The organism is Flavobacterium tructae (genome assembly GCF_001853485.1).
GTDB classification, from domain to species: Bacteria; Bacteroidota; Bacteroidia; order Flavobacteriales; family Flavobacteriaceae; genus Flavobacterium; species Flavobacterium tructae.
The window spans coordinates 47,443-70,147 of the sequence record NZ_MIKE01000022.1; the positions used below are offsets into that span (position 1 = coordinate 47,443).

General features: G+C 35.5%; 25 protein-coding genes. 16 read left to right on the forward strand and 9 right to left on the reverse strand.

All coding sequences use genetic code 11. The annotated features are described in order from the left end of the window. Positions 1–34: 34 nt before the first annotated feature. Positions 35–871, forward strand: coding sequence for a mechanosensitive ion channel family protein (locus BHE19_RS07975; RefSeq protein WP_070906644.1), 837 nt, complete (start codon positions 35–37; stop codon positions 869–871). 41 nt (positions 872–912) lie between these two features. Here the strand turns inward: BHE19_RS07975 and BHE19_RS07980 are convergent, their stop codons facing one another. Further along, positions 913–1,605 carry a hypothetical protein gene (locus tag BHE19_RS07980; RefSeq protein WP_070906645.1) on the reverse strand — a complete coding sequence of 231 codons (693 nt, stop codon included), beginning with the start codon at positions 1,603–1,605 and terminating at the stop codon, positions 913–915. Positions 1,606–1,955: 350 nt separating this feature from the next. Between BHE19_RS07980 and BHE19_RS07985 the strand changes: the two genes are divergently transcribed. Genes BHE19_RS07985 through BHE19_RS08005 form a run of 5 tightly spaced genes read left to right on the forward strand, consistent with a single transcriptional unit; the run spans position 1,956 to position 5,985 of the window. After that, positions 1,956–2,345, forward strand: coding sequence for a DUF1398 domain-containing protein (locus BHE19_RS07985; RefSeq protein ID WP_017496550.1), 390 nt, complete (start codon positions 1,956–1,958; stop codon positions 2,343–2,345). A gap of 43 nt (positions 2,346–2,388) precedes the next feature. Continuing rightward, positions 2,389–3,198, forward strand: coding sequence for a hypothetical protein (locus tag BHE19_RS07990; protein ID WP_070906646.1), 810 nt, complete (start codon positions 2,389–2,391; stop codon positions 3,196–3,198). Between the two features lie 46 nt (positions 3,199–3,244). After that, positions 3,245–4,102, forward strand: a complete 858-nt coding sequence (locus BHE19_RS07995; RefSeq protein WP_070906647.1) for a sulfurtransferase — start codon at positions 3,245–3,247, stop codon at positions 4,100–4,102. An 18-nt stretch (positions 4,103–4,120) separates the two neighbouring features. After that, the gene (locus tag BHE19_RS08000; protein WP_070906648.1) at positions 4,121–5,362 is read left to right on the forward strand and encodes an ATP-binding cassette domain-containing protein; all 1,242 of its coding nucleotides are present in this window, start codon (positions 4,121–4,123) and stop codon (positions 5,360–5,362) included. 8 nt (positions 5,363–5,370) lie between these two features. Beyond that, complete coding sequence (locus BHE19_RS08005; protein ID WP_070906649.1) at positions 5,371–5,985, forward strand: hypothetical protein; 615 nt, start codon at positions 5,371–5,373, stop codon at positions 5,983–5,985. A 63-nt stretch (positions 5,986–6,048) separates the two neighbouring features. On the opposite strand, the gene BHE19_RS08010 is transcribed toward BHE19_RS08005, so the two are convergent. Next, the gene (locus tag BHE19_RS08010; RefSeq protein ID WP_070906650.1) at positions 6,049–7,092 is read right to left on the reverse strand and encodes an RluA family pseudouridine synthase; all 1,044 of its coding nucleotides are present in this window, start codon (positions 7,090–7,092) and stop codon (positions 6,049–6,051) included. After that, on the reverse strand, positions 7,082–7,705 hold the full coding sequence (locus tag BHE19_RS08015) for a PASTA domain-containing protein (RefSeq protein WP_017496544.1): 624 nt from the start codon (positions 7,703–7,705) through the stop codon (positions 7,082–7,084). Before BHE19_RS08015 ends, BHE19_RS08010 begins: the two co-directional genes overlap by 11 nt. Before the next feature lie 399 nt (positions 7,706–8,104). Between BHE19_RS08015 and BHE19_RS08025 the strand changes: the two genes are divergently transcribed. The 5 genes from BHE19_RS08025 to BHE19_RS08045 all read left to right on the forward strand — a co-directional run bounded on the left by BHE19_RS08025 (position 8,105) and on the right by BHE19_RS08045 (position 11,857). Further along, on the forward strand, positions 8,105–9,076 hold the full coding sequence (locus tag BHE19_RS08025) for a D-alanine--D-alanine ligase (RefSeq protein ID WP_070906652.1): 972 nt from the start codon (positions 8,105–8,107) through the stop codon (positions 9,074–9,076). Positions 9,077–9,215: 139 nt separating this feature from the next. Beyond that, complete coding sequence (locus BHE19_RS08030; RefSeq protein ID WP_070906653.1) at positions 9,216–9,869, forward strand: zinc ribbon domain-containing protein; 654 nt, start codon at positions 9,216–9,218, stop codon at positions 9,867–9,869. A gap of 91 nt (positions 9,870–9,960) precedes the next feature. Beyond that, positions 9,961–10,419, forward strand: coding sequence for a pantetheine-phosphate adenylyltransferase (gene coaD / locus BHE19_RS08035; protein ID WP_017496542.1), 459 nt, complete (start codon positions 9,961–9,963; stop codon positions 10,417–10,419). Between the two features lie 43 nt (positions 10,420–10,462). Next, entirely contained in the window at positions 10,463–11,182 is a 720-nt protein-coding gene (locus BHE19_RS08040; RefSeq protein ID WP_070906654.1) for a lipopolysaccharide core heptose(II) kinase RfaY, read from the forward strand. Between the two features lie 96 nt (positions 11,183–11,278). Continuing rightward, the gene (locus BHE19_RS08045) at positions 11,279–11,857 is read left to right on the forward strand and encodes a PhnA domain-containing protein (protein WP_070906655.1); all 579 of its coding nucleotides are present in this window, start codon (positions 11,279–11,281) and stop codon (positions 11,855–11,857) included. Between the two features lie 287 nt (positions 11,858–12,144). Here the strand turns inward: BHE19_RS08045 and BHE19_RS08050 are convergent, their stop codons facing one another. The 4 genes from BHE19_RS08050 to BHE19_RS08065 all read right to left on the reverse strand — a co-directional run bounded on the left by BHE19_RS08050 (position 12,145) and on the right by BHE19_RS08065 (position 15,733). Next, positions 12,145–12,591 (reverse strand): hypothetical protein, encoded by a 447-nt coding sequence (locus BHE19_RS08050; RefSeq protein ID WP_070906656.1) that lies wholly within the window; start codon positions 12,589–12,591, stop codon positions 12,145–12,147. Positions 12,592–12,901: 310 nt separating this feature from the next. Then, entirely contained in the window at positions 12,902–14,251 is a 1,350-nt protein-coding gene (locus BHE19_RS08055; protein ID WP_070906657.1) for a DEAD/DEAH box helicase, read from the reverse strand. Positions 14,252–14,373: 122 nt separating this feature from the next. Further along, the gene (locus BHE19_RS08060) at positions 14,374–15,255 is read right to left on the reverse strand and encodes a dihydrodipicolinate synthase family protein (RefSeq protein ID WP_070906658.1); all 882 of its coding nucleotides are present in this window, start codon (positions 15,253–15,255) and stop codon (positions 14,374–14,376) included. A 19-nt stretch (positions 15,256–15,274) separates the two neighbouring features. Further along, positions 15,275–15,733: a cupin domain-containing protein gene (locus tag BHE19_RS08065; RefSeq protein ID WP_233431364.1), complete on the reverse strand. Its 459-nt coding sequence runs from the start codon at positions 15,731–15,733 to the stop codon at positions 15,275–15,277. 99 nt (positions 15,734–15,832) lie between these two features. On the opposite strand from BHE19_RS08065, the gene pdxR reads away from it, so the two are divergent. The 4 genes from pdxR to BHE19_RS08085 all read left to right on the forward strand — a co-directional run bounded on the left by pdxR (position 15,833) and on the right by BHE19_RS08085 (position 20,474). Beyond that, positions 15,833–17,245, forward strand: a complete 1,413-nt coding sequence (gene pdxR, locus BHE19_RS08070) for a MocR-like pyridoxine biosynthesis transcription factor PdxR (RefSeq protein WP_070906660.1) — start codon at positions 15,833–15,835, stop codon at positions 17,243–17,245. Positions 17,246–17,525: 280 nt separating this feature from the next. After that, positions 17,526–19,253 carry a M14 family metallopeptidase gene (locus tag BHE19_RS08075; RefSeq protein ID WP_070906661.1) on the forward strand — a complete coding sequence of 576 codons (1,728 nt, stop codon included), beginning with the start codon at positions 17,526–17,528 and terminating at the stop codon, positions 19,251–19,253. A 293-nt stretch (positions 19,254–19,546) separates the two neighbouring features. Further along, a complete protein-coding gene (locus BHE19_RS23045; RefSeq protein WP_317040045.1) occupies positions 19,547–19,714 on the forward strand; it encodes a cyclic-phosphate processing receiver domain-containing protein in 168 nt (55 codons plus the stop codon). A gap of 19 nt (positions 19,715–19,733) precedes the next feature. Continuing rightward, positions 19,734–20,474, forward strand: a complete 741-nt coding sequence (locus tag BHE19_RS08085) for a DUF6882 domain-containing protein (RefSeq protein WP_070906662.1) — start codon at positions 19,734–19,736, stop codon at positions 20,472–20,474. An 84-nt stretch (positions 20,475–20,558) separates the two neighbouring features. Here the strand turns inward: BHE19_RS08085 and BHE19_RS08090 are convergent, their stop codons facing one another. Then, complete coding sequence (locus tag BHE19_RS08090; RefSeq protein ID WP_070906663.1) at positions 20,559–20,963, reverse strand: helix-turn-helix domain-containing protein; 405 nt, start codon at positions 20,961–20,963, stop codon at positions 20,559–20,561. Between the two features lie 789 nt (positions 20,964–21,752). Between BHE19_RS08090 and BHE19_RS08095 the strand changes: the two genes are divergently transcribed. After that, on the forward strand, positions 21,753–22,247 hold the full coding sequence (locus BHE19_RS08095; protein ID WP_017496533.1) for a hypothetical protein: 495 nt from the start codon (positions 21,753–21,755) through the stop codon (positions 22,245–22,247). A gap of 122 nt (positions 22,248–22,369) precedes the next feature. On the opposite strand, the gene BHE19_RS08100 is transcribed toward BHE19_RS08095, so the two are convergent. Then, on the reverse strand, positions 22,370–22,600 hold the full coding sequence (locus BHE19_RS08100; protein ID WP_070907128.1) for a DUF4287 domain-containing protein: 231 nt from the start codon (positions 22,598–22,600) through the stop codon (positions 22,370–22,372). Between the last annotated feature and the right edge of the window lie 105 nt (positions 22,601–22,705).

Genomic DNA, 22,705 nt, shown 5'->3' on the forward strand with positions numbered 1-22,705 from the left:
CGTTTTTTGGATTTTTTTTTCAACCTTAAAACCTATGATCGACTACTTAAAAGACTTTAGAATAGGGATTTTCATTGCTATTATTGCCATTGTCACAATAATTCTTGGTGCGGTTACGGATAAGGTACTTCGTTATTTTTTGTATCGCAAACAGGCCAATAAAGAATATGATGCTACCGGCTTTAAGTTCCTGAAGCACCTGATCATTACTGTAATTTATATTTTAGGGTTTGCCTTTGCGTTAATTCAGATTCCCGAATTTAAAATAATAGGTCACTCCGTTCTGGCAGGAGCCGGAGTAATCTCAATTGTTGCCGGTCTGGCTTCCCAACAAGCCTTAAGCAATATTGTAAGCGGAATATTTCTTGTTGTTTTTAAACCCTTTCGCATCAACGATAAAATTACCATCAACAATTTTGTGGGTACTGTAGAAGATATCAATCTAAGACAAGTGGTTCTGAAAGATGCCGAAAACAACCGGATTATCATTCCAAATTCAGTAATCAGCGCCCAGATTATTGTCAACACCAACATGCATGATAGCAAATGTTGTAAAATCATCGAAATCGGCATTGGTTACCAGTCTGATATTGAAAAGGCCTTAGAAATCATGCAAGACGAAATTGCCAAACATCCGTTTTTTATCGATACCCGAACTGCTGAAAATAAAAAACAAAACACACCTTTGGTTGTAGCTCGTGTAGTAGCACTGGCAGACTCAAGTGTTACCTTAAAAGCATGGGCATGGGCAAAAAACTCTACAGATGGCTTTATCCTCTATTGTGATTTGCTCCAAAGCATTAAAAAACGTTTTGATGAAAATAATATTGATATTCCTTATCCACAGCAGGTAATAACACTTAAAAAGTAATTTACTCTCCAGATTATTTCATGCTGCAGTTCAGAACTTTTTTATTGAAACTTCAGCCCAAAATTAACTTTATCAAAAGTAGTACTGCAGGAAACCGCAAAACGTCCCACGTTAATCGTTCCGAAAATCCCCTCTTCTCCATGGCCGGAATAAAATCCTCCTGCCGAGAAACGAGCATTCTGATACTTCAGTGCAATGTCATTAACCCTGCTGTTTAATTGCCCGAAAACAATGAGATTGGGAACAATTTCATAACTCGCAAAGACTTTTGGAGCCAGTTTTTTATAATAGTCAAACCCCGCATCACTACCATTATGAATACTGGAGGAATGCAGATTTGACAGACTTCCTCCAATGAAAGTATTCTCAGCAAAATGCCAGGATACACTAAAACCTGTAAAGGTTCCGTCATATCCGCTTCGGGATTCTACATAACCCACAGAGATTGTTGCACGAAACTTATCACACATCTTCCCAATATAACCAACGTAGGTTCGGTCTAATTCAGATTTATTAATACCCGCCCCAAAAATAATATCATCCTGACACATGGTAAGCGCGTACTGAAAATAAGCAGAATACTGATTTTTATTTCCCGCAACAACACTTCTCCCCTTGTCCAGATCAATATTTGGCGAAATCACAGTCGAATTTATCACAGCAAAATCAAATGTATTCATTTCCTGCGCAAATATGGGGGAAGCAATTAGGAACAAAAGTAGTACTGCTTTCATAATGTCAAATTTTAGGTGCAATATTCTTTTACTAAATTACTGACAAAATGATATGCTGAAAAAGAAACTCTACAAAGTGATAAAATACTCGTTAAAATACAATATATTAAGAAAAATAGGAGAATTATATCCCTTCCTATTTATTATTTATTGCATTTTCAATTCCATTTTAAAATCATAAATTGTATTTTTGAATCAATAACAAAAATTAACCACGTCAGTTATGCTAACTCCCTTTTTACAAGTTTTCGGAAGAGAAAACAGAAGTACCTTACTGCACAACTCAGAGAAAACAAATAAAAAACATCATAATTATTCTTTCTAATTCACATCATTTAAAATTAAAATATATGTTTACAATAGAACAAATCAAAGAAGCACATGCTAAAGTACAAACCGGTGCTGACTTCCCTAATTATATTCAGGACTTAATCATTTTAGGCGTAAAAGGCTATGATACTTTCGTGCATGACGGACATGTGGAATACTACGGAGTAAACAATTATCATGTAACGGCTGACGAAAAATACGACGAGATAAAAGTAGAATCAGTTCCGAACAAAGAACGTTTTATCGAATTTTTAGTGATGCATCAGGATGGTCAGACCGATTACCTTACTTTTTGTCGCCACGCTGCGCAATGTGGAATAGCCAAATGGAGAGTCGATATTATAGAAATGACCTGTACTTATTTTGACAAAGACGAAAATGAAATCCTAATCGAGAAAATTCCAGGTTAACCTTTTAACTCTAAAAATAAAACGATCCAAAGAATCCTATTTAATGAAAAATACAATCGCCGTAGTGGGTCTCACACTATTACTATTTGCCTGCAATTCAAAACAATCAGAAGATAAAATAAACACGTCCGGCATTACTAAAAAAGAAAGTACACATACAAAAACTTCAGAAAATAAATCTGTTGGTTCTCCAAACTATGAGATCTCAACATACGACAATCCTGAATTTACATCCCGAATAACAGAGCACAAAAGGAACTTAAAGCAATTTTCAGAAAAAAAACTTTTTTTAGTTATTCATGATAAATGGATTCAAAAACTAAACAAAGAACAACAGGCTTTTTTTAGCGAAAATCCTAATTACGAATTACTTTCTATGGCCAAAGGAAATCTATTTCAGGAAGACAGTAATGATTTTGCTTTTATCGTTTACGACAAAAAGAAGGTAAAAATTTCGATTTTACTCTATAACGGCCTAACTTCTGAATATGCTGAATTATACAAAGACATAAAGGTCCAAAATGGCTTTGCTGACCCCAATTCTGATGCTGGTTTTTTCAGAACACTTGACTATCAATTTGCAGATGAATTTTTATTTTACAATGAAGACGCCCTTAAAGAACATCCCGATAATTATTTAGAAACCTATGTTGCGGCTAAAATTACTGACCTGTCAAAAGACGACGATTTTGTATTAGACCACGGATCCTTTGCAAAAAACGTTTCGAAAACCAATCTGTCAAATATCCTTTGTCTTGCTACAAGCTCCGTTTATAGTAATTGGGATTGCTTGCGATATGATAAAACAAACCATACTTTTTTAATTTTTTATACACAGGCCTTTGCGGACTAAATACCCCGATTTTGTATAAGAATTCAAAAAAATAAACTTTTTTAAGATGGCAACTAAACTTTCACCGATCCTAAGCCCTAAAGAATTAGTACAACGCTCTAATTCACCTGAAATCATTCTCATTGACGCCAGAGCCGGAGTAAACGCAGAAGAAAATTATCGCAGTCAACATCTTAAAGGAGCGCGTTATATCGATTTGAACAAGGACCTGGCAACCGTGGCGACCGATCCTTCAAGCGGCGGAAGACATCCCTTACCTTCCATAGAGAAATTTTCTCAGGTACTTTCTAAAGCAGGAATTTCACCCGAAAGTCATGTCGTAATTTATGATGATAAAAACGGATCAAACGCAGCAGCTCGCTTTTGGTGGATGCTTCGGGCGATAGGACATGAAAAAGTTCAGGTTTTAAATGGCGGTTTGCAGGAAGCTGTAAAAGCAGGTTATCCGGCAAATGCTGAAATCGAAACTTATAAAACGACTGAAAGATATCCTATTTCAAAATGGGCGTTAAAAACTGCTGACATTGAAGAAGTCGAAAAAGCCCGAAATAACAACGAAAACATTGTAATTGATGTAAGAGACAAAAATCGATTTGATGGTCTGACAGAACCTCTAGATTTGATTGCAGGACATATTCCGGGTGCGATTAATGTTCCGTTTAGTGAAAATTTAGACGTTCACGGTTCTTTTCAATCTCCTCCATTTTTACAAGAGAAATATTCCCGAATCATTGGCGACAAAAAGCCAGAAAATATAATTGTACATTGTGGCTCAGGAGTTACTGCCTGTCATACTTTACTGGCTATAGATTATGCCGGAATACCCATCCCTAAACTATATGTAGGTTCCTGGAGCGAATGGTCGCGTAACGATCGTGAAATGGCTACTAAACCAATTGAATAATTACTTTAAGATACAGAAATGCAGCATTGGGACATACTTTTATCAAATCAGGTCAATAAAAAAGCTTTTATAGACACTTTACTTTTAGGGGAAGCTAAAGGAGAATTAGCCCTTTTTAACACTCAAAAAGGCATTTTGTTTTCAGACATCGCTATCGAGAAATTCATCGAAAAAGAATACCAATACGATACTGTTGAAGCAGCTCCTGAATCACACAGACAACTAAGAACTTTTTCTTCGGGAGAACGTAAGAAAGAGTTTCTGAAATATTGCATCAATCAAAATCCTGATTTTATCATTTTTGATAATCCCTTCGATCATTTAGATCTGGCCTCACGTGCTGCTTTAGCAAAATCTCTGGAAAGATTAACCGATAACATTGCAATCATTCAATTGGTCAATCGCGTAGCAGATGTACTTGATTTTGTTCCGAATAAAGCATCGATTAAAGACAATTCCTTTGAGTTGCATCCGATTTCAAAAAACGAAAAACATTTTAAAACTTTAAACTCAGCAGCAATTCCCAAAGCGATTGAACCGCACTCTTTTCACGAAAGTGTTTTAATCAAAATGGATAAAGTCTCCGTAAGTTACGAGGAAAGAAAAATTGTCGATAACATCTCATGGACGATTAAACAAGGGGAATTCTGGCAACTGGTTGGTCCCAACGGTTCAGGAAAGAGCACCCTCTTATCTCTAATCACGGGTGATAATCCAAAGGGATTCGGTCAGGATTTGTATCTATTTGGAAGAAAAAAAGGAAGTGGCGAAAGTGTTTGGGACATTAAAAAGCAAATTGGAATTTTCGCAACTTCTATGACTGACCTGTTTCAAAAAGGACATACTCTGGAAGAAATGATTCTTTCCGGTTTTTTCGATTCCATCGGATTGTATATTGAACCCACTACTTTACAAAAACAAACAGTAACACAATGGCTCGAGGTAATTGAAATGAGCCACTTACGAAAAAAACGCTTCATTGACCTTTCTATAGGACAGCAAAGAGTCGCTTTAATTGTCAGAGCCGTTCTAAAACATCCTCCGTTATTGATTCTCGATGAACCTGTCGAAGGTCTTGACGACGAAAATGTTGACTTGGTCATTCAATTGATCAACACCATCAAACAGGAAACAAATGTTAGCATACTGTACGTTTCACATCGTATAGAAAATGGCCTCGCTCCTACCTCAGTATTTGAACTTTTACCAACTCCAACCGGATCTATCGGTAAAATCAAATACCATTCAGAGTTAAATTAAAAACAAAAATGAAAATTAAATATCTTACTTTTCTAGCATCCACAATGCTACTGATTTCCTGTTCAGGTACTATTTCGACTGCGAAAAAAGAATATCAAATCACAAAAACTGCCGCGTTAAAATCCGATTGGAATTTTAATCCCAATGAGTGGAGACTCCAAAACGATACCTTAACCGGAAACGGAGGACCAATGCATTGGGGCGTGATCGAATCCAAAAAGAAACTTCCAAAAAACTACGAAATCGACTTTAAAGTAAACATCGTCAAAGAATCTTTGTTTGAAATAATGCTAAATCTCGAACAGGAAAAATACATTCGGACTTATCTCTACACAATTGAAAAAAGTATCATTATTGGAAAAGGTGTTTACCATAAAGACAGTGATGCATATGGCAAACGCGGCGGTCCATCCCTATTTAAGAAACCAATACAACTGGAAAACAACAAATGGTATACAGTAAAAATCAGAGTTGAAAACAATCAGTTGTACTTTGCTGTCAACAATCAAACGTTCTTAGAATGTTCCGTCGAAAAAAGCAATCTAAATCAGCAAGGCCAACTAGGTTTCATAACCAACGGACAAGCCAAAATAACCGATTTAACGATTAAAACAATTCCATAAAAAAAGCTCCATCAGGAGCTTTCTTTTTATAATAAATTATCTAATCGGCAAATAATTATCCAATTAATTTTCTTCTTCATCTACATTGTGCGATTTCACGTAATTACGCCATTTCTCGATACAATCCTGAAAGTCCTGAGGCAGTTCCGTATCAAAACGCATCATTTCACCTGTATTTGGATGTACAAAACCAAGTGTTTTAGCATGTAGCGCCTGACGTGGTAATGCTTTAAAACAGTTTTCGATAAACTGTTTGTATTTGGTAAATGTAGTCCCTTTTAAAATTAAATGACCACCATAACGTTCATCATTAAACAACGGATGCCCGATATGCTTCATGTGAGCACGAATCTGGTGTGTTCTTCCGGTTTCCAGTTTACAGGAAATCAAAGTCACATAACCAAAACGTTCCAGTACTTTATAATGCGTAATGGCAGGCTTTCCTATTTCAGGATCTGCAAAAACAGCCATTTGCATGCGGTCTTTTAAATGTCTGGCAAGATTTCCTTCTATCGTTCCGGATTCTTCCGCTACATTCCCCCAAACAAGAGCAATATACTCGCGTTCTGAGGTTTTGGCTTCAAATTGTTTGGCCAAATGTGTCATTGCTGCTTCGGTTTTTGCCACTACCAAAAGTCCGGACGTATCCTTATCAATTCGGTGTACCAAGCCCGGGCGTTCACTACTGTTCATCGGCAAATTATCAAAATGATGTGCCAGCGCATTCACCAGTGTTCCGGTATAATTCCCGTGCCCCGGATGCACCACCATTCCCGGCTCTTTGTTGATTAACAGCAAAGCATCATCTTCATAAACAATATTCAACGGAATATCTTCCGGCAAAACATGGTTTTCAAAAGGAGGATGCGATAACATCACGGTAACCACATCAAACGGTTTTACTTTATAATTTGATTTAACCGGAATATCATTCACAAAAATATTTCCTTCAGTAGCGGCGTTCTGAATTTTATTTCGTGTCGCATTCTGAATCAAATTCATTAAATATTTGTCAATACGCAAAAGCGCCTGACCTTTAGGGACTTCAAATCTGAAGTGTTCGAACAATTCGTCTTCCAGATCTAAATTTTCAGTATTATTGCTCATCATTAGTTTTTTCAGTAGTTGGTGCAGCTACACTGTCTACAGCCTGCCCTTCATCTTCATAAGTTGCTTTTCCATCTCCTAAAACCAAGTCAATTTTAGAAGCTTTCAACACACGATCTCCTACTTTTAAGTTTCTTCCTTTATAACGCATCTCCAAAACCATATCTTTTCCTAAGTTTGGAATATAAGTAATAGTTCCAGCTTCAAGCCCTAAAGCCTTTAGAGTTGGAACCGCCTCACGATAAGTTTTCTCAATTAAATCAGGTATTTTAACCGATGAGAATCCTGATGCATTAATTTTAATATATATTTTTCTTCCTACTTTTACTTTTGTTCCCGGCAGAGGATCCTGCTCAACAACACTGTATTTTGGGAATTCACTTCGGTAATCAACGCTGTCCAAAAGTACATAATCCAGGTCCAGTTCATCCAGTTTTGACTCTACTTGCTCCTCAGTCAGTTTAGCTAAATTCGGAACAGTAACCTCATTACCATGATCAGTTGTAAAAGTCAACCAATGCATAAACAAATAGCCTAAAACGGCAATTATAGCAGCCGCACTTAATACTTGCACAAAAAATACCCGGCTCGTTAAATACTTACGTAAACTCATAAATTTATTTTTATTAGTCGCAAAGATAAAGCTATTTCGTTTCAAAAAAAATGATAATTTTGTTTTAGACAAGAAAGTCGTTTGATTGCTATCCTTATGGAAAATAAAGCGCTTTACAATTTTAATTTTTAGAAGCTTTCTCCTGCTGTCCGCTGTATCTTTTGCGTCCGCTATCGCGTACACAAAAGGATGCCGCTCCCATCAGGGCTAGGGATTTAGGTTCTGCCACTGTTCTCAAACTGAGCAAAGTCGAAGCTTCGACTCCGCTCAGCCCGACAAACAAACAAACAAACAAACAAACAAACAAACTGTCAGACTGAGCGAAGTCGAAGTTCAGCCCGACAAACAAACGATTAAACAAATACACAAATAAACGGTTAAACACATAAACATCACAAAATGAAAAACATAGCCATTATCATGGGCGGGTATTCAAGCGAATATAAAATTTCGTTAATCAGCGGAAACGTGGTACATCAATATCTTGACAAAACAAAATACAACGGATTCCGTATTCATATTTTCAAAGAAAAATGGGTTTATGTAGACGAAAACAACGCCGAATTTACCATTGATAAAAACGATTTTTCAGTAACCGTAAACGATCAAAAAATTACTTTCGACTGTGTTTTCAATGCCATTCACGGAACTCCGGGCGAAGACGGTTTAATGCAGGCTTATTTTGAGTTATTAGGGATTCCACAATCTTCCTGCGATTACTATCAGGCAGCATTAACCTTCAACAAACGTGATTTATTATCGGTTTTAAAACCATACGGAATCAAAACGGCAATTTCATATTACCTAAATAAAGGCGATGTAATCCATACTGCCGAAATCGTTAAGAAAGTAGGTTTACCATGTTTTGTTAAACCAAATAAAGCAGGTTCCAGCTTCGGAATTTCAAAAGTAAAAACAGAAGCCGAACTTCCAATTGCAATCGAAGTAGCATACAAAGAAGACAACGAAATCATTATCGAAAGTTTCCTTGACGGAACCGAAGTTTCAGTAGGAGTAATCAATTATCAGGGAGAAATTAAAGTTTTACCTATTACCGAAATTGTATCTGATAATGACTTCTTCGATTACGAAGCCAAATACGAAGGAAAATCACAAGAAATTACTCCTGCCCGAATTTCTGACGAATTAACTCAAAAAGTAAGCGAAACAGCAAAACGTGCTTACGAAGTCTTAAAAATGAAAGGTTTCTCCAGAAGCGAATTCATTATTGTAGACAACGAACCTTATATGCTCGAAATGAATACCATTCCGGGTTTAACCACCGAAAGTTTGATTCCACAGCAAGCCCACGCAGCAGGAATTTCACTGGAAGATTTATTTACTAATGCGATTGAGTTAGCACTATCTTAAAGAGACTGAGGTTCTGAGATTATAAGGTACTAAGATCTCAGAACCTTTTTATTACTCTAGCTACGGTCAGACTGAGCGAAGTCGAAGTCCTCAAAAAAACTTAGTACCTTAGAATCTCAGAACCTTAGAACCTCCAAAAATGATAATCTTAGTAGGAACACGTGATTCGAATATAAAAAATGGAGTTATTTTTAATGAAAAATGTTCAAATTGCGAAGCTCAGGATACTTTATATTTTAGCATTTACAGAAAGTATGTACACCTTACGATAATTCCACTATTTCCGGTTGGAAAATCAGTTTTTATAAAATGTAATAACTGCAGTGAACAATTTGATTACGAAGATTTAAATCAAAACAGTCAATTAAAATTAGCTAACGAAAAAACAAAAAGTTCCGTAGAATTATTTACTGGTTCCATTTTATTAATTTTAATTGGCATTTATTCGTCATACGCTTATTTCAAGGATAGCGATAAAACAGCAAAATTGATAAAAACTCCGGTCATTGGAGATGTTTACAACCTAAAATTTTCTGATGGTTATTATTCTAATATGAAAATTGACAAAGTAACAAAAGACAGTGTTTTTACTACTCATAATAATTTCAACACATATCTGCCTTATGAAATCGACGATTTAGATAGAGCAGAAAATTATACTAACCGTAAAGTGAATTATTCTAAAAATGAATTATTAGAACTTTACAAAAATGAGAAAATCATTAAAATCAGACGCTCTGAATATCCCCTAGATAACCAGGAACCACAATTTAAAATTCCAATAACAAAATAAAATTTCTTAGACTTTATTACTTTGAACCTTTCCTTCTAAAAAGAAAAAACTTAGTACCTTAGTGACTCAGAACCTTAGAACCTCAAAAAAAATGCGAAAAGCCCTATTCCCCGGATCATTTGACCCCATTACACTGGGACACGAAGACATCATCAAAAGAGGAATTCCTTTATTTGATGAAATAGTTATTGCCATTGGTGTCAACGCCGAAAAAAAATACATGTTTTCACTCGAAGAAAGAAAACGTTTTATAGAAGAAACTTTTAAAGATGAACCAAAAGTTTCAGTGATCACTTATGAAGGATTAACCATTGATCTGGCCAAAAAACTTAAAGCTAATTTCATCCTGAGAGGCTTACGAAATCCTGCCGATTTTGAATTCGAAAAGGCCATTGCACACACCAACAGAAAACTATCTAAAATAGAAACCGTATTTCTATTAACAGCAGCAAGTACTTCATTTATTAGTTCAAGCATTGTTCGTGATGTATTACGTCATGGCGGAGAATATGAAATGCTGGTTCCGGATGCGGTTAGGGTGAAGAAATAAAAAAGATAAAAAACAACAATGTATTCAGTCTAAAACATTTCAAATGATTGGTGAAAATATTCGTGGAAGCTCAAAAATATATGCGGTAACAAAAAGGTTATTAGAAAACCAGGGGGACAGACCAAATGCCAATATTTATATTTGTGAAGATGAAAAAAATGTCAAATACATTTTAAAACACTTTTACAGCAAAACACCCGTATCATTTATAGGATATAGCAAACACAACCATTATGGACGCAGAAGAGATGGAAGCCATAGAGTTTTTAATGAAATTCAGAAAAAAAACACCCAATATCCATTTTTACTAAAACATATTGAGCGAATAAAACATAAAAATAAATGGCTAATAATTTTAGAATATATTGAAGGAAGTACTTTATCTGAATTTGTTAAAATAAATCATTTCAAAGATTTTAAGAAAGTAAACAGTGCCATTGAACAATTCGGTCTGGAACTAAAAAATTGGCATTCATCAGAATTTGCGCATGGCGATCCACACTTAGATAATGTAATGATATCTAATAAAAATGATGACAATTATATCATTAAATTAATCGATTATGGGCAGTTACATCATCCAGATTTTCACTATTGCAAAAAAGTAAACTGCTACAAAGACAAGAATAAAAGAATAAATGAAGATCTCAAAAATACAAACAATAAGTTAGGAAATGGTTTTTTAAAAGGATTGATAGATTTGGAAAACGCCCTTAATATTCCAAATCAATTATCATCGATTTTTAAAAAAGCATATTACTGACCTTTTCATTTGAATCAACTTTTATCGTACAAAACACAAACTTGTTACTTATCTTAATTATAAGTAATTTCGCCTTTTTAAAACAAACAATAAATAATGAGCATCGAAAGAGAATTAAACAAACGCAGCGGATCTAAATGCGAGCTTTGTGGAGCGGAGGAAAACCTAAAAGTATATCAGGTATTACCAACTCAAAAAGGCGGAATTGATGAAGCTATATTTGCCTGCAATACCTGTATAGACCAAATTGAAAATCCGGATAATGTTGATTTAAACCACTGGAGATGTCTTAATGACAGTATGTGGAATGAAAACGTTGCCGTACAAGTTGTAGCCTGGAGAATGTTAAGCCGAATGCGAGCAGCAGGCTGGCCACAGGAATTGCTTGATATGATGTATCTGGACGAAGATACACTGGCATGGGCGCAAGCAACTGGCGAAGGCGAAGACGACGAAAATAAAATCGTTCACCGTGACAGTAACGGTGTAATTTTAGAACACGGAGATTCTGTAGTTTTAATTAAAGATCTTAAGGTAAAAGGATCGAGCATGGTGGCCAAACAAGGAACTGCTGTACGCAACATCCGTTTAGACCATGAAAACGCCGAATACATAGAAGGAAAAGTTGACGGTCAGCAAATCGTGATTATTACCCAATACGTGAAGAAAATATAGTTTTTTTTTGAGGTTCTAAGCTGCTGAGCTGCTAAGTTACTAAGGTTTTAACCTTTACTTTAAACTTGAAACCTGAAACAAATATGATTTTTATTTTAGGAACAAAGGTTCAGAGTTGCAAAGGGACAAAGTTTTTTTGAGGTTCTAAGTTGCTAAGGTGCTGAGGTACTAAGTTTTTTTAGCTTTTACTCTAAAAGCCATAACCTGAAACTTGAAACCTGAAACCTGAAACAAAAAAAAGGCTATTCAAAATCTGAATAGCCTTTTTTAGTGATTTACAATTAAACCTATTTTTGGAATAATTTATTGATCTGATCTTTTACAAATGGCTCAGAAACACTGCTTGTTGCAGAAGCAGCCTCTTTTGAAGAAACCATGAACTGAACCGTAGCTTTTTCCGGAACAACACTTCCTGTGTAGTGCAACCAGATATAGTTATTCGGTAATTCTAATTTAATATCATACAAAGGGCTTGCCGTGAAACCATTCATGATAATGTTGTAAAGACTCGCGTAATCATTGTTAACATTCTTAAATGTAAATTTTCTTAGACTTGATGATTCATCATCGTTTTGAATACTGGTGTAATACACCGTATACTCATCTCCAATTTTCTGAATGTAATTGTTATTTACTTTTCCTAATTTTTCAACCGGTACAGTTTCAATAACTTTAATTTGTGCAAAAGACACAACACTAAACAACAAAATAGCAATCGTAATAATTCTTTTCATAATTAATTTGGGGTTTATTATTTACGGGCACAAGAAACGCAGAAAATATGATAAATTAAAGCCTTCGTCCTTATTTTTTATTCCCCTGTAATCTCCCTTAACAAGACATCTTTAAAGAACAATAAAACCACAAATCAAATAATTGAAAAACAACTAATTAAAAACAAAAACACCTCAAAAAACAGGATTAAAAACATTCAAAATCCTTATTGATTTACGGTAATTTCAGACTCAAAACTTCATTTAAATTCTGAACTCTTATAAAGATTCCCATAAAAAACATCTGCCAAAAAAGATAGAGCCGGAAAGATTACCTCTCCTCCTCTTTCTTGACCACTTTGCGGGCAACTTCAATTTTGAATTTCTTGCCCTTCATTTTTTCGTCTTTAATATTTTTAAGCAGATCTTTTACCTTATTGTATTTAACAGCAGCAAACGATACAAAATCCTTTACTTCAATAAGACCTAAATCTCCTTTTTCAAGTTTCCCTTTTTGAGAGAAGAAACCAACAATATCTATTTTATTCAATTTGGTTTTCTTTCCGCCACTAATATAAATGGTTTGAAATTGAGGTGGTTTTGGCAAAACTGTAGTGCTGGCAACCTCTAAAACCTCCATTCCGTAATCAATATAATCCAGTTGTTTTTCACTTTCGTGAACAATAATATAGGCTGTTCCTGAAGCCTGCATACGTGCCGTACGACCATTTCGGTGCGTGAATTCATCTTCTTTTAAAGGTAAATGATAATGAATAACGTGTTTCATTTCCGGAATATCCAATCCACGTGCGGCCAAATCGGTAGTAATCAGATAACTCATACTTCCGTTTCTAAACTGAATCAATGCACGCTCACGCTCCTCCTGATCCATTCCGCCATGATAATAGGTAGCATAAATTCCTTTTTCGTTTAAAGTATCACTAATGCGTTCTGCTGCATCACGATGATTACAGAAAATAATAGCGGACTGTGATTTCAATGAACAGATCAAATTGAACAAACTGTCCAGTTTATCCTTAGCAGGTGAAACCACCATTTTCATCGAAAGATTTGTCTTTTCTTCTTCTTCCGGAATAAAATCCAAAACAGTTGGATTGACTACTCTTGTATATCTTGGAATCTCAATATCTGAAGTCGCTGAAACCAAAACACGTTTGTTCAATTTCGTTAACTTTCCAATAATATATGACATTTGCTCATGAAAACCAAGCTGCAAAGACTTATCAAATTCGTCCAGAACCAAAGTCTGAATTTTATCGGTACGGAAAGTATCCCGATCAATATGATCAGCAATTCTACCCGGAGTTCCAATCAAAACTGCCGGAGGATTGCTTAAATTTTTAATCTCCGTATCAATAGAGTGACCTCCGTAGCAAATATTTACTTTATAGGGAGTCCCCATTTTCTTCCAAACCTGCTCAATCTGCAAACCTAATTCACGAGAAGGTACTAAAATTAAACATTGAACCGAAAGAATTTCAGGTTGTAACAACTCTAAAATAGGCAGTAAAAAAGCTAGTGTTTTTCCTGATCCTGTTGGAGAAAGCAGTAAAACATTATTATCGTTCAAAATAGCATCCTGCGCTACCTCTTGCATTTCATTTAGACTCTCAATTCCTAAATTCGAAAGTATATTGTTGGAATGGTGTTTTTTATTCATTTTGCAAAAGTAGTCAAAATAAATTTAGAGGTTTCAAATTCCAAATTCCAAATTTAAAAACCTAAAACCTGAAACTTGAAACCTGAAACTTGAAACCTAAGTTCTGAATTCCATCCGGAAAACTATTCCAGTTCTTTCAAAATCAACTTAAACTCTTCAATTTCATTTGCGGTTAATGGTTTTAGCGGACTTCTTAAAAAACCACTCTCTATTCCCTGAATTTCCAAACCTGCCTTGATTGCTCGTGGCAAACCTTTGTTAACGATAAACTTTAAAAGATTCAATTGTTTGTAAAATACTTTTTGCGCAGCCTCTAAATCATTGTTCTCAATCGCATGATACAAATCCAGATTCAATTTCGGAATTAAATTGGGCGCAGCCGTACACCAGCCAGTAGCTCCTGCAGAAAATGCAGCCAGTGCCAACGGATTTGAACCGTTAAAAAAAGCAACATCATCGCGCAATTCCCGCTTTAAATAATGCATTCTCTGAACGTCTCCCGTGCTTTCTTTTATCATGGTTACATTAGCAATCTCAAGAAGCCTTTTTAATAAAACCGGTGACATATCTACTCCACCCGTTGCAGGATTATTGTAAGCCATTATCGGAATCGAAATTTGCTTTGCTACTGCATCAAAATGCTGAACAATCTCGTCATCTGTAAGCTTCCAGTAACTCATTGGGATAATCATTACGGCAGCGGCACCTGCTTTTTCGGCAAATTTAGCATGATAAATGGTTTTCTCAGTAGTCAGGTTTGATACGCCAACCAAAACCGGAACTCTGCCCCTGACCTGTTCGATTGTTGCTATAGTAATAGCTTCTTTTTCCTCATCTGACAAATAAGGCATAACTCCGGTACTTCCAAGCGGGGCGACAGCGTGACAACCGGAAACAATTAAACGTTCCAGTAATTTTTTATACAAAGTGATATCTACTTTTTCATTTTGATCAAATGGAGTAATCGGATAAGCAATAATGCCCTTGAATAGATTGTTTTTCATGTTTTTCAATTGTTTTAAATTAAAGATCCCTGCCTTCTTCTTCTCTTAATGCCACGCCTAAATTCTGAAGCTGCGGTGCATTTTCACAGGCAATGTATTTCGCCGATGCTTCGCTGCTCAAATTTTGATGCCTGTGCCAAGCCCAACTCGGAATGTAAACAGCATCGCCTGCTTTCCACTCTACTTTTATATCCTCAATCTCGGTAAACCCATGCCCTTCAATTACATAAATAACGGTTTCATACGTATGACGATGTCTGTTTGTCAATTGATCCGGTAATAAACCACCAATTGTCATACTCACGTTTTTACTTGGAAGATCTACAAAGAAAACCGGATGTTTTCGCTCGGTAGAAAATTGATTGTGAACTCCGGCTTGCTCTACGTTTTTATGAATTAATTTTTCAGGCATCACAAAAGTGGGTCTGGCAAAAGTTTCGTGAAAATCTTTTGAAGAAAATTGTTTTTTAGTTTCCATAACTTTAATAATTATTGTGTTTTGCATTATTGCTCCACAAAATTATCTTAACTTTGGACTACTCAACTGATACAGTTTTAACATAAACAAATAGTCCAGATGTTACGACCTTGGCAATTAGAAATTCAACTCAACGCAAATGATGCAAAAGCCATTTATCTACAAATCGCTGATGCAATCATCGAAGCCATTCAAACCGGAATGCTCAACAGCGGTAATGCACTGCCCGGCAGCCGGCAGCTCGCAGGCTTGCTAAAAGTGAACCGAAATACTGTTATTGAAGCTTTAGACGTTTTAATTGCCGAAGGCTGGCTCATTACATTGGAAAGGAAAGGAACTTTCGTAGCCGATATTCTGCCGCTGGCTTCCAAAAACATCGATCAAAAGCAAAAACCAAATTATACTGAGGAAGAAAAACAGCCTCTTATCGTTTTTGATGATGGGATCCCCGATAGTCGAATTGCACCAATGAACGAACTCGCCAGAGCTTACCGACAGATTTTTAACCGAAAATCGCGTTGGCAAATCATGGGATACAGTACAGAGTACGGAAATCTGGAATTTCGTAAAGCCATTGTACAGATGCTCAATTTTAAAAGAGGAATGAATGTCACTCCGGACCAAATTTGCATCACACGTGGAAGCCAGATGGCAATGTACCTAACCTCCAACTGTTTATTATCAAAAGACGATTACGTAATGGTTGAAAACCCGGGGTATCAGGCCGCTTGGGAAACATTTCAAAGCAGTGGAGCTAAATTACTGCCAATAAATGTCGACAAAGACGGCTTGCTGATTGATGAGGTCGAAGCTTATCTGAAAAAGTTCAGCAACATAAAAGCCATATACGTAACACCGCATCATCAATTTCCAACTACAGTTACCCTGAGTCTCAAACGAAGATTAAAACTCATCGAATTGTCCAATCAATACGGTTTTACCATTATCGAAGACGATTACGATCATGAATTTCATTTCGGACAAAGACCTATTCTTCCTATTTCAAGTTACAGCAATGCCAAAAACACGGTTTACATTGGAACGCTGAGCAAAATTGTTGCACCTGCCTTACGAATCGGATATCTGGTAAGTGATCATGAAACCATTTTAAAAGTGGGCAAACACCGAAAAATAATTGATGTACAAGGTGATAACATTATGGAAGAAGCCGTTTTACAGCTCATAAACGAAGGCGAGATTAAAAGGCACCTTAAACGAACAACCCTTATTTACAAAGCAAAACGCGACTATTTTGAAACGATTTGCAACAAATACCTCAAAGACAAAACCACTTTTACCAAACCCGAAGGAGGCCTGGCATTTTGGATAATTCCCAACTCGCCAGTTAATATTTTTGAAATTGCGGACAAACTGCTGTTAAAAGGGATCAAAATAATAACACCTGAGAAATTCAGTTTTAATAAACCTGTGCAAGGATTCAGACTTGGTTATGCCTCCTTAACCGAAAAACAAATTGAAGACGGAATCGTTGAGCTTGCTAAGCTGTTGTGAGTTTGTTTGTTTCAGGTTTCAAGTTCCAAGTTTCAGGTTTCAGGTAGAAATGCGATTAAACTTTGCGCAGACTTTACCGCAAAGATGCAAAGGTTTACGCAAAGTTCGTTAAGTCTGTCACAAAGCTTTGCGAACTTTGCGTTTTCATAAAATCCCAGATAGTAAAAAACTTAGCGTGCCTTGCGGTTAATCTTTTTACCCTCATTCAAAACCTAAAACCTAAAACCTGAAACCTGAAACAAAAAACCTATATTTGATTCTTGCTAACAAAACCAAAACCATGAAACTTTTTACATTTCTCTTTTCACTTTTCACCCTAACCCTTTTCGCTCAAAACAATAAAAAATACGAGACTTTCTTCGAAAAAGGAAACGGAAATCAATCCGCTTCTTATCAAGAAACGATTCAGTATTATAAACTTTTAGCACGTGATTTTGCGACGATTCAAATTAAAGAAATGGGGCTAACCGATTCAGGAGAGCCATTACACATGATTACTTACAATCCTGACAAAGAGTTTGATTTTGAGAAAATTCAAAAGAACAAAGCAGTGCTTTTCATCAATAATGGCATTCATGCTGGAGAACCTGACGGAATCGATGCCACCATGCAATTCTACAGAGATCTGGCAACAGGAAAGATAAAAGCCCCAAAAAATACCGTTTTGGTTACCATTCCGGTTTACAATATTGGAGGTGCTTTGAACCGAAATTCGACCACAAGAGCCAATCAGGATGGTCCGGAAATTTATGGTTTCAGAGGAAATGCCCGCAACTACGACCTCAATCGTGATTTAATGAAATCAGATACGCGAAACACCAAAAGTTTTGTTGAGATTTTTCAGAAAATAAATCCCGACGTTTTTATTGACAATCATGTGAGTAACGGTTCTGATTATCAATACAAATTAACCTATATCATGACACAGCACAACAAACTGGGAACCGTGTTGGGTGATTTTATGAATAGCGAAATGATGCCGGCTCTGGTCAAAGATCTACAACAAAAGAAAATTGAAACAACACCATACGTAGATTCATTTAAAGACACTCCTGACAAAGGTTTTGGTCAGTTTGTGGATAGTCCACGATATACAACGGGTTATACTTCATTATTCAACACCATTGGTTTTGTGGTTGAAACGCACATGCTGAAAAAATATGCCGAACGTGTAAAAATGACTTACGAATACACCAAATCGACTTTAGACTACACCGACGCCAATTACCAAAAAATCAAGGAACTCCGAGTAAAAAACCTGCAACAATATCAAGCTAAGAAAAACTATACTCTAAAATGGGAGCTGGACAGTACAAAAGCCACCACCTTTTCGTTCTTGGGTTATGAAGCAGCTTACAAAAAAAGCGAGGCTACAACCGGAAATCGCTTGTACTACGATCGAAGTAAACCATATAAAAAAGACGTTCCTTATATCAAAGAATTCAAATCAGTAAAAGACGTTGTTATACCTTCTGCTTATATCATTCCACGTGGTTACTGGAATATTATTGACCTTTTGAAGAACAATAATATCTCGTTTACCCAACTTAAAAACGACACCATCATTGAAGTGGAAAGCTACAAAATTGCCGATTTCAAAACCGTTCCGTCTGCATACGAAGGACACTATTTACACCGAAATACAACGGTAACTTCTAAAATTGTTAAAATGGCTTTCGCCAAAGGAGATTACATCATTCCAACCAATCAAAAAGGTGTAAAATACATCTTAGAAGCCTTTGAACCAGAAGGAGTTGATTCGTTTTTCAACTGGAATTTCTTTGATACTATTTTACAGCAAAAAGAGCACTATTCAAGTTATATTTTTGAAGATACCGCTGCTAAACTCCTAAAAGAAAACTCAACTTTAAAAGCCGAACTGGAAAGCAAAAAACAAACTGATCCGGAATTTGCTAAAAATCCGGAAGCACAGTTAGACTGGATTTATAAACATTCGGCCTATTATGAAAAGGCGCATTTGCAATATCCTGTTTATCGGGTACTGTGATGTTCAACCGCAAAGAACACTAAGTTTCTTTTGAGTTGAAAAACGCTGAGATCGCGAAGCTTTGTATATAGAACTTTGATACAGTTGAACTAAAAAACTTTTTACATTAAAAATCATGACATACAAACTCTTCCTAGACGATATTAGAAATGTAAATATGGTTTATAAAAATCTAACTAATAATGATTTCGTCGTAATTAGAAACTTTAATGACTTCAAAAATACAATAAATAGAAAAAGGACTTCCAGAATTAATAAGTTTTGATAACGACCTTGGGCTCGATGAAAACAATATGGTCGCCGAAGATGGCTATGCTTGTGCTAAATGGCTGGTTTATGAATCCGGAATAAATTTACAGAATTTAAAATTCAAGGTTCACTCTGCAAATCCTGTCGCGAGTCAGCAAATTCAAGGTTTGCTTGATAATTATATTAGACATTTGAAAACATCAATTTTATAATTCTAAAAATCATAACGAAATGGGCTTATTCAACAATCTTTTTAAAAAGAAAACAGAAAACACAGAAACAACTACTAATCAGCAAAATGACACTAAACACTTTACATCTGAGAATGATTTTTTTGAAAAATATGGTGCCCTGGCTCTAGAAAAACAAAGAAATCTCTACACTGTAACTGGCGGGCTTTCTTGGAATGTTGACATGGATAAGGAAGAAATAACATTTGGAGACCATCTTACTTTTCCAATGCAGGTTTTGGGTTCATTTTCGCATTCTTCAGAAACCTGGCTATGGATTTGGGATAACAAAGCTGGCGGATATAATGAATCTGCTATGAAGCAAGCTCTTTTATTAAAACAATATGGAGAAGAAAATAATATTGATTTATTAACGATTGGAAAATTCGACGCTGTCTCTAACGATCTTCATTTAATAGGAATGATTGCTACTGAAATGTTCAATGGAAGCGGTTATTATCTTGGAAATTATGGCCAGGGCACTATGGTTGTTACCATTAAATCTGATCTAATAGATAAAGCTGAAAGTGAAGAGTTAGCCCGAATCTTAACTGTTTTTCCAGAGTTAATTTCAACATTTGAAATTCAAAACCACAAAAATGCTTTTACAAGTTATCTATCGCAAAAAGGTTATAAACTGACATCAAACGGAAACGAAATTAAAGCAGAAAAAAATGAAAATATAATTAATGCCGTTTTTAACGAAGGGAATCTTCTGGTAAAATTAAATGGGAATTCTTAAACTCAATAAATCAACATCGCTAAAAAATAAAAAAGCCTAATAAACATACATTTATTAGGTTTTTAAATTACAAAAAGATAAAACTTATTTACCCTTCAATATTTTTTCTAAAAACTCAACTTTCTCTTTTTCGGCCTGAAGCAAACGTTCGTAAAGTTTTTTATTTTCTTCTACTGATTCCATTAATTTATCCAATGGATTGAAAGTACAATGATTATTAAAAGTTCCTGCACTGTTATCTGTAAAACTATTAAAATAATTGATCGCAGCTTCTTCTGAAAAATTCTTAATGGCTTCAACGGTTACTCCTAAAGCTTTTGCTACCTGGCTCAGTCTTTCATCATCAATTTCTTCACTATTTTCTAAAGTTGACACCGTTTGCTGACTAGTCCCCAAGGCTTGTGCCAAAGCTTCCTCCTTCATGTCTCTCAGTTCGCGGATTCGGCTAATTTTTCGTCCTATGTGGTTTGGTTTTGATAATGTGCTCATAATTCAAAGATAATATTAACAATCATTACAATCAATAATGTAAAAAACATATTTTGCTATGTATGATACAATTTAGATGCTTTTTACTATTGATTTGGATATCAAACAAAAGTACGATTTTTAAGACATGAAATAGTTAAAAATGAAAAATTATACAGATTCTAAAAAAGTAGCCTTTCTTAGTAAAAATCCATAACATATGATAAACTTTTCCTTTGCACATAGTCTATCGCCCTTTCAGGGCTTAACCAAAAAAATCATTATTCATTCTTAGTGCTTCGCACTAAGCTATTGCTAAAGCTCTTTCAGAGCAAAAAAATCAAAAATAACCTGAAAACTAAAAATCATACGCTTCACACCAAACCATTATATAGAACTCTTCTCCATCAAAGATTATCAAAAACGGGCTGAAAGCCCAAAAAGCAACAGTGCAGTGCAACGCACTGCAAACGGAATAAAAAATAGATTCCGCCCTGAAAGGGCAAAAGCAAACAAACACAAAGTATATACACAGAGAGAGCAACTCACCTTACACGAAAACACCACACAAAACTTCAGAAATATTTTCTCGCTGAGACGGGGCTTTCACTACTATAGAGCTTAATACTATCTACACTTCATTTATCCCCCTTTACACCACATTATTGCTAAGATTCTTCTAAAACAAGAGGTTTTAAGCATTGATGGTTGATCCTGATTAATCAAAAAACATTCAGATTATCCAACAGTTCATTTATATTTGTTAAAACTATAACCATACCATTAAACCAATTTAAACCAAAAACCATAATGAATACCTCTTTTTATCTCGAGGGCTTTCAAAAAGCCGCCGACCGTCTCGATCAAAAAACATTAGACGAAAAATCAATCGAAGTTGCAGTTGGTCTATACTTAGACTCCGTATTCCTAAAACTGTACAAAAGATCATGGTCCACCAATCCGCAGGAAGCACTGACAGCCGAATCACGAATTTTCTTTTCAATTTGGGTTAATGACTCTGGTATCGAAAAACAAAGAATGATGTATAACATCCACGCTTTAAAGCTTAGAAAATTTAAAGTTTATACTATTGAGAGTCGAAAATTTGCCGAAGTCTTTAGAAAATCGTTTAAAAAGTACGAAGAAATCTGGCCAAATGTAACTACAAATCATGGCCCGTTAACCCTAATGGAAGGCTGGGTAACATTAAATTCCGAGAACTTTCAGGAAGAGATTACAGAACTCACTCATAAATTCTTAAAAATTGAGTACCTAATCGACGACGCTTTCTATCAGTTTGAATAATCGATAATTACCAAAATTCTGCTCGTGAACACGTTTATTTCAAAGTTTAAAACCTTAAAAAAGAACCGCTTCACGAGCAAAAATTCAAATTTCAACTTTTACTTCTGTAATAGCTAAACCTTTTACTGGCTATTTTCGTCTTTAATACCTTTTAGTAAAGCATAAATTGCCATTGCATGACCTTGCCCTAATTCAAAATCTGCTTTAAGCCAGTTTACAATATCTCCGGCTTTTACTTCAGGCTTGAGTTTTCCTTCGTGAGTAAATGCTTTTTGTTCTGCCAAAGCCCTAAATTCGGCCGGACCATTGCCCGTTTTTTCTTTGATTGTTTTTAAATACGCTTGAAATGACATAAAAGTTCGTTTAATTGATTCATCGACAAACGAAAATACAATTAAAATCAAAACATTACCAAGATTATTCTTAGCTTTTACTGTAAAAACAACTATAAGTAGCGA

Coding starts and splice junctions, on each gene's coding strand:
- BHE19_RS07975 (WP_070906644.1), top strand. CDS start 35: ATGATCGACTACTTAAAAGACTTTAGAATAGGGATTTTCATTGCTATT.
- BHE19_RS07980 (WP_070906645.1), bottom strand. CDS start 1,605: ATGAAAGCAGTACTACTTTTGTTCCTAATTGCTTCCCCCATATTTGCG.
- BHE19_RS07985 (WP_017496550.1), top strand. CDS start 1,956: ATGTTTACAATAGAACAAATCAAAGAAGCACATGCTAAAGTACAAACC.
- BHE19_RS07990 (WP_070906646.1), top strand. CDS start 2,389: ATGAAAAATACAATCGCCGTAGTGGGTCTCACACTATTACTATTTGCC.
- BHE19_RS07995 (WP_070906647.1), top strand. CDS start 3,245: ATGGCAACTAAACTTTCACCGATCCTAAGCCCTAAAGAATTAGTACAA.
- BHE19_RS08000 (WP_070906648.1), top strand. CDS start 4,121: ATGCAGCATTGGGACATACTTTTATCAAATCAGGTCAATAAAAAAGCT.
- BHE19_RS08005 (WP_070906649.1), top strand. CDS start 5,371: ATGAAAATTAAATATCTTACTTTTCTAGCATCCACAATGCTACTGATT.
- BHE19_RS08010 (WP_070906650.1), bottom strand. CDS start 7,092: ATGAGCAATAATACTGAAAATTTAGATCTGGAAGACGAATTGTTCGAA.
- BHE19_RS08015 (WP_017496544.1), bottom strand. CDS start 7,705: ATGAGTTTACGTAAGTATTTAACGAGCCGGGTATTTTTTGTGCAAGTA.
- BHE19_RS08025 (WP_070906652.1), top strand. CDS start 8,105: ATGAAAAACATAGCCATTATCATGGGCGGGTATTCAAGCGAATATAAA.
- BHE19_RS08030 (WP_070906653.1), top strand. CDS start 9,216: ATGATAATCTTAGTAGGAACACGTGATTCGAATATAAAAAATGGAGTT.
- coaD (WP_017496542.1), top strand. CDS start 9,961: ATGCGAAAAGCCCTATTCCCCGGATCATTTGACCCCATTACACTGGGA.
- BHE19_RS08040 (WP_070906654.1), top strand. CDS start 10,463: ATGATTGGTGAAAATATTCGTGGAAGCTCAAAAATATATGCGGTAACA.
- BHE19_RS08045 (WP_070906655.1), top strand. CDS start 11,279: ATGAGCATCGAAAGAGAATTAAACAAACGCAGCGGATCTAAATGCGAG.
- BHE19_RS08050 (WP_070906656.1), bottom strand. CDS start 12,591: ATGAAAAGAATTATTACGATTGCTATTTTGTTGTTTAGTGTTGTGTCT.
- BHE19_RS08055 (WP_070906657.1), bottom strand. CDS start 14,251: ATGAATAAAAAACACCATTCCAACAATATACTTTCGAATTTAGGAATT.
- BHE19_RS08060 (WP_070906658.1), bottom strand. CDS start 15,255: ATGAAAAACAATCTATTCAAGGGCATTATTGCTTATCCGATTACTCCA.
- BHE19_RS08065 (WP_233431364.1), bottom strand. CDS start 15,733: ATGGAAACTAAAAAACAATTTTCTTCAAAAGATTTTCACGAAACTTTT.
- pdxR (WP_070906660.1), top strand. CDS start 15,833: ATGTTACGACCTTGGCAATTAGAAATTCAACTCAACGCAAATGATGCA.
- BHE19_RS08075 (WP_070906661.1), top strand. CDS start 17,526: ATGAAACTTTTTACATTTCTCTTTTCACTTTTCACCCTAACCCTTTTC.
- BHE19_RS23045 (WP_317040045.1), top strand. CDS start 19,547: ATGGTCGCCGAAGATGGCTATGCTTGTGCTAAATGGCTGGTTTATGAA.
- BHE19_RS08085 (WP_070906662.1), top strand. CDS start 19,734: ATGGGCTTATTCAACAATCTTTTTAAAAAGAAAACAGAAAACACAGAA.
- BHE19_RS08090 (WP_070906663.1), bottom strand. CDS start 20,963: ATGAGCACATTATCAAAACCAAACCACATAGGACGAAAAATTAGCCGA.
- BHE19_RS08095 (WP_017496533.1), top strand. CDS start 21,753: ATGAATACCTCTTTTTATCTCGAGGGCTTTCAAAAAGCCGCCGACCGT.
- BHE19_RS08100 (WP_070907128.1), bottom strand. CDS start 22,600: ATGTCATTTCAAGCGTATTTAAAAACAATCAAAGAAAAAACGGGCAAT.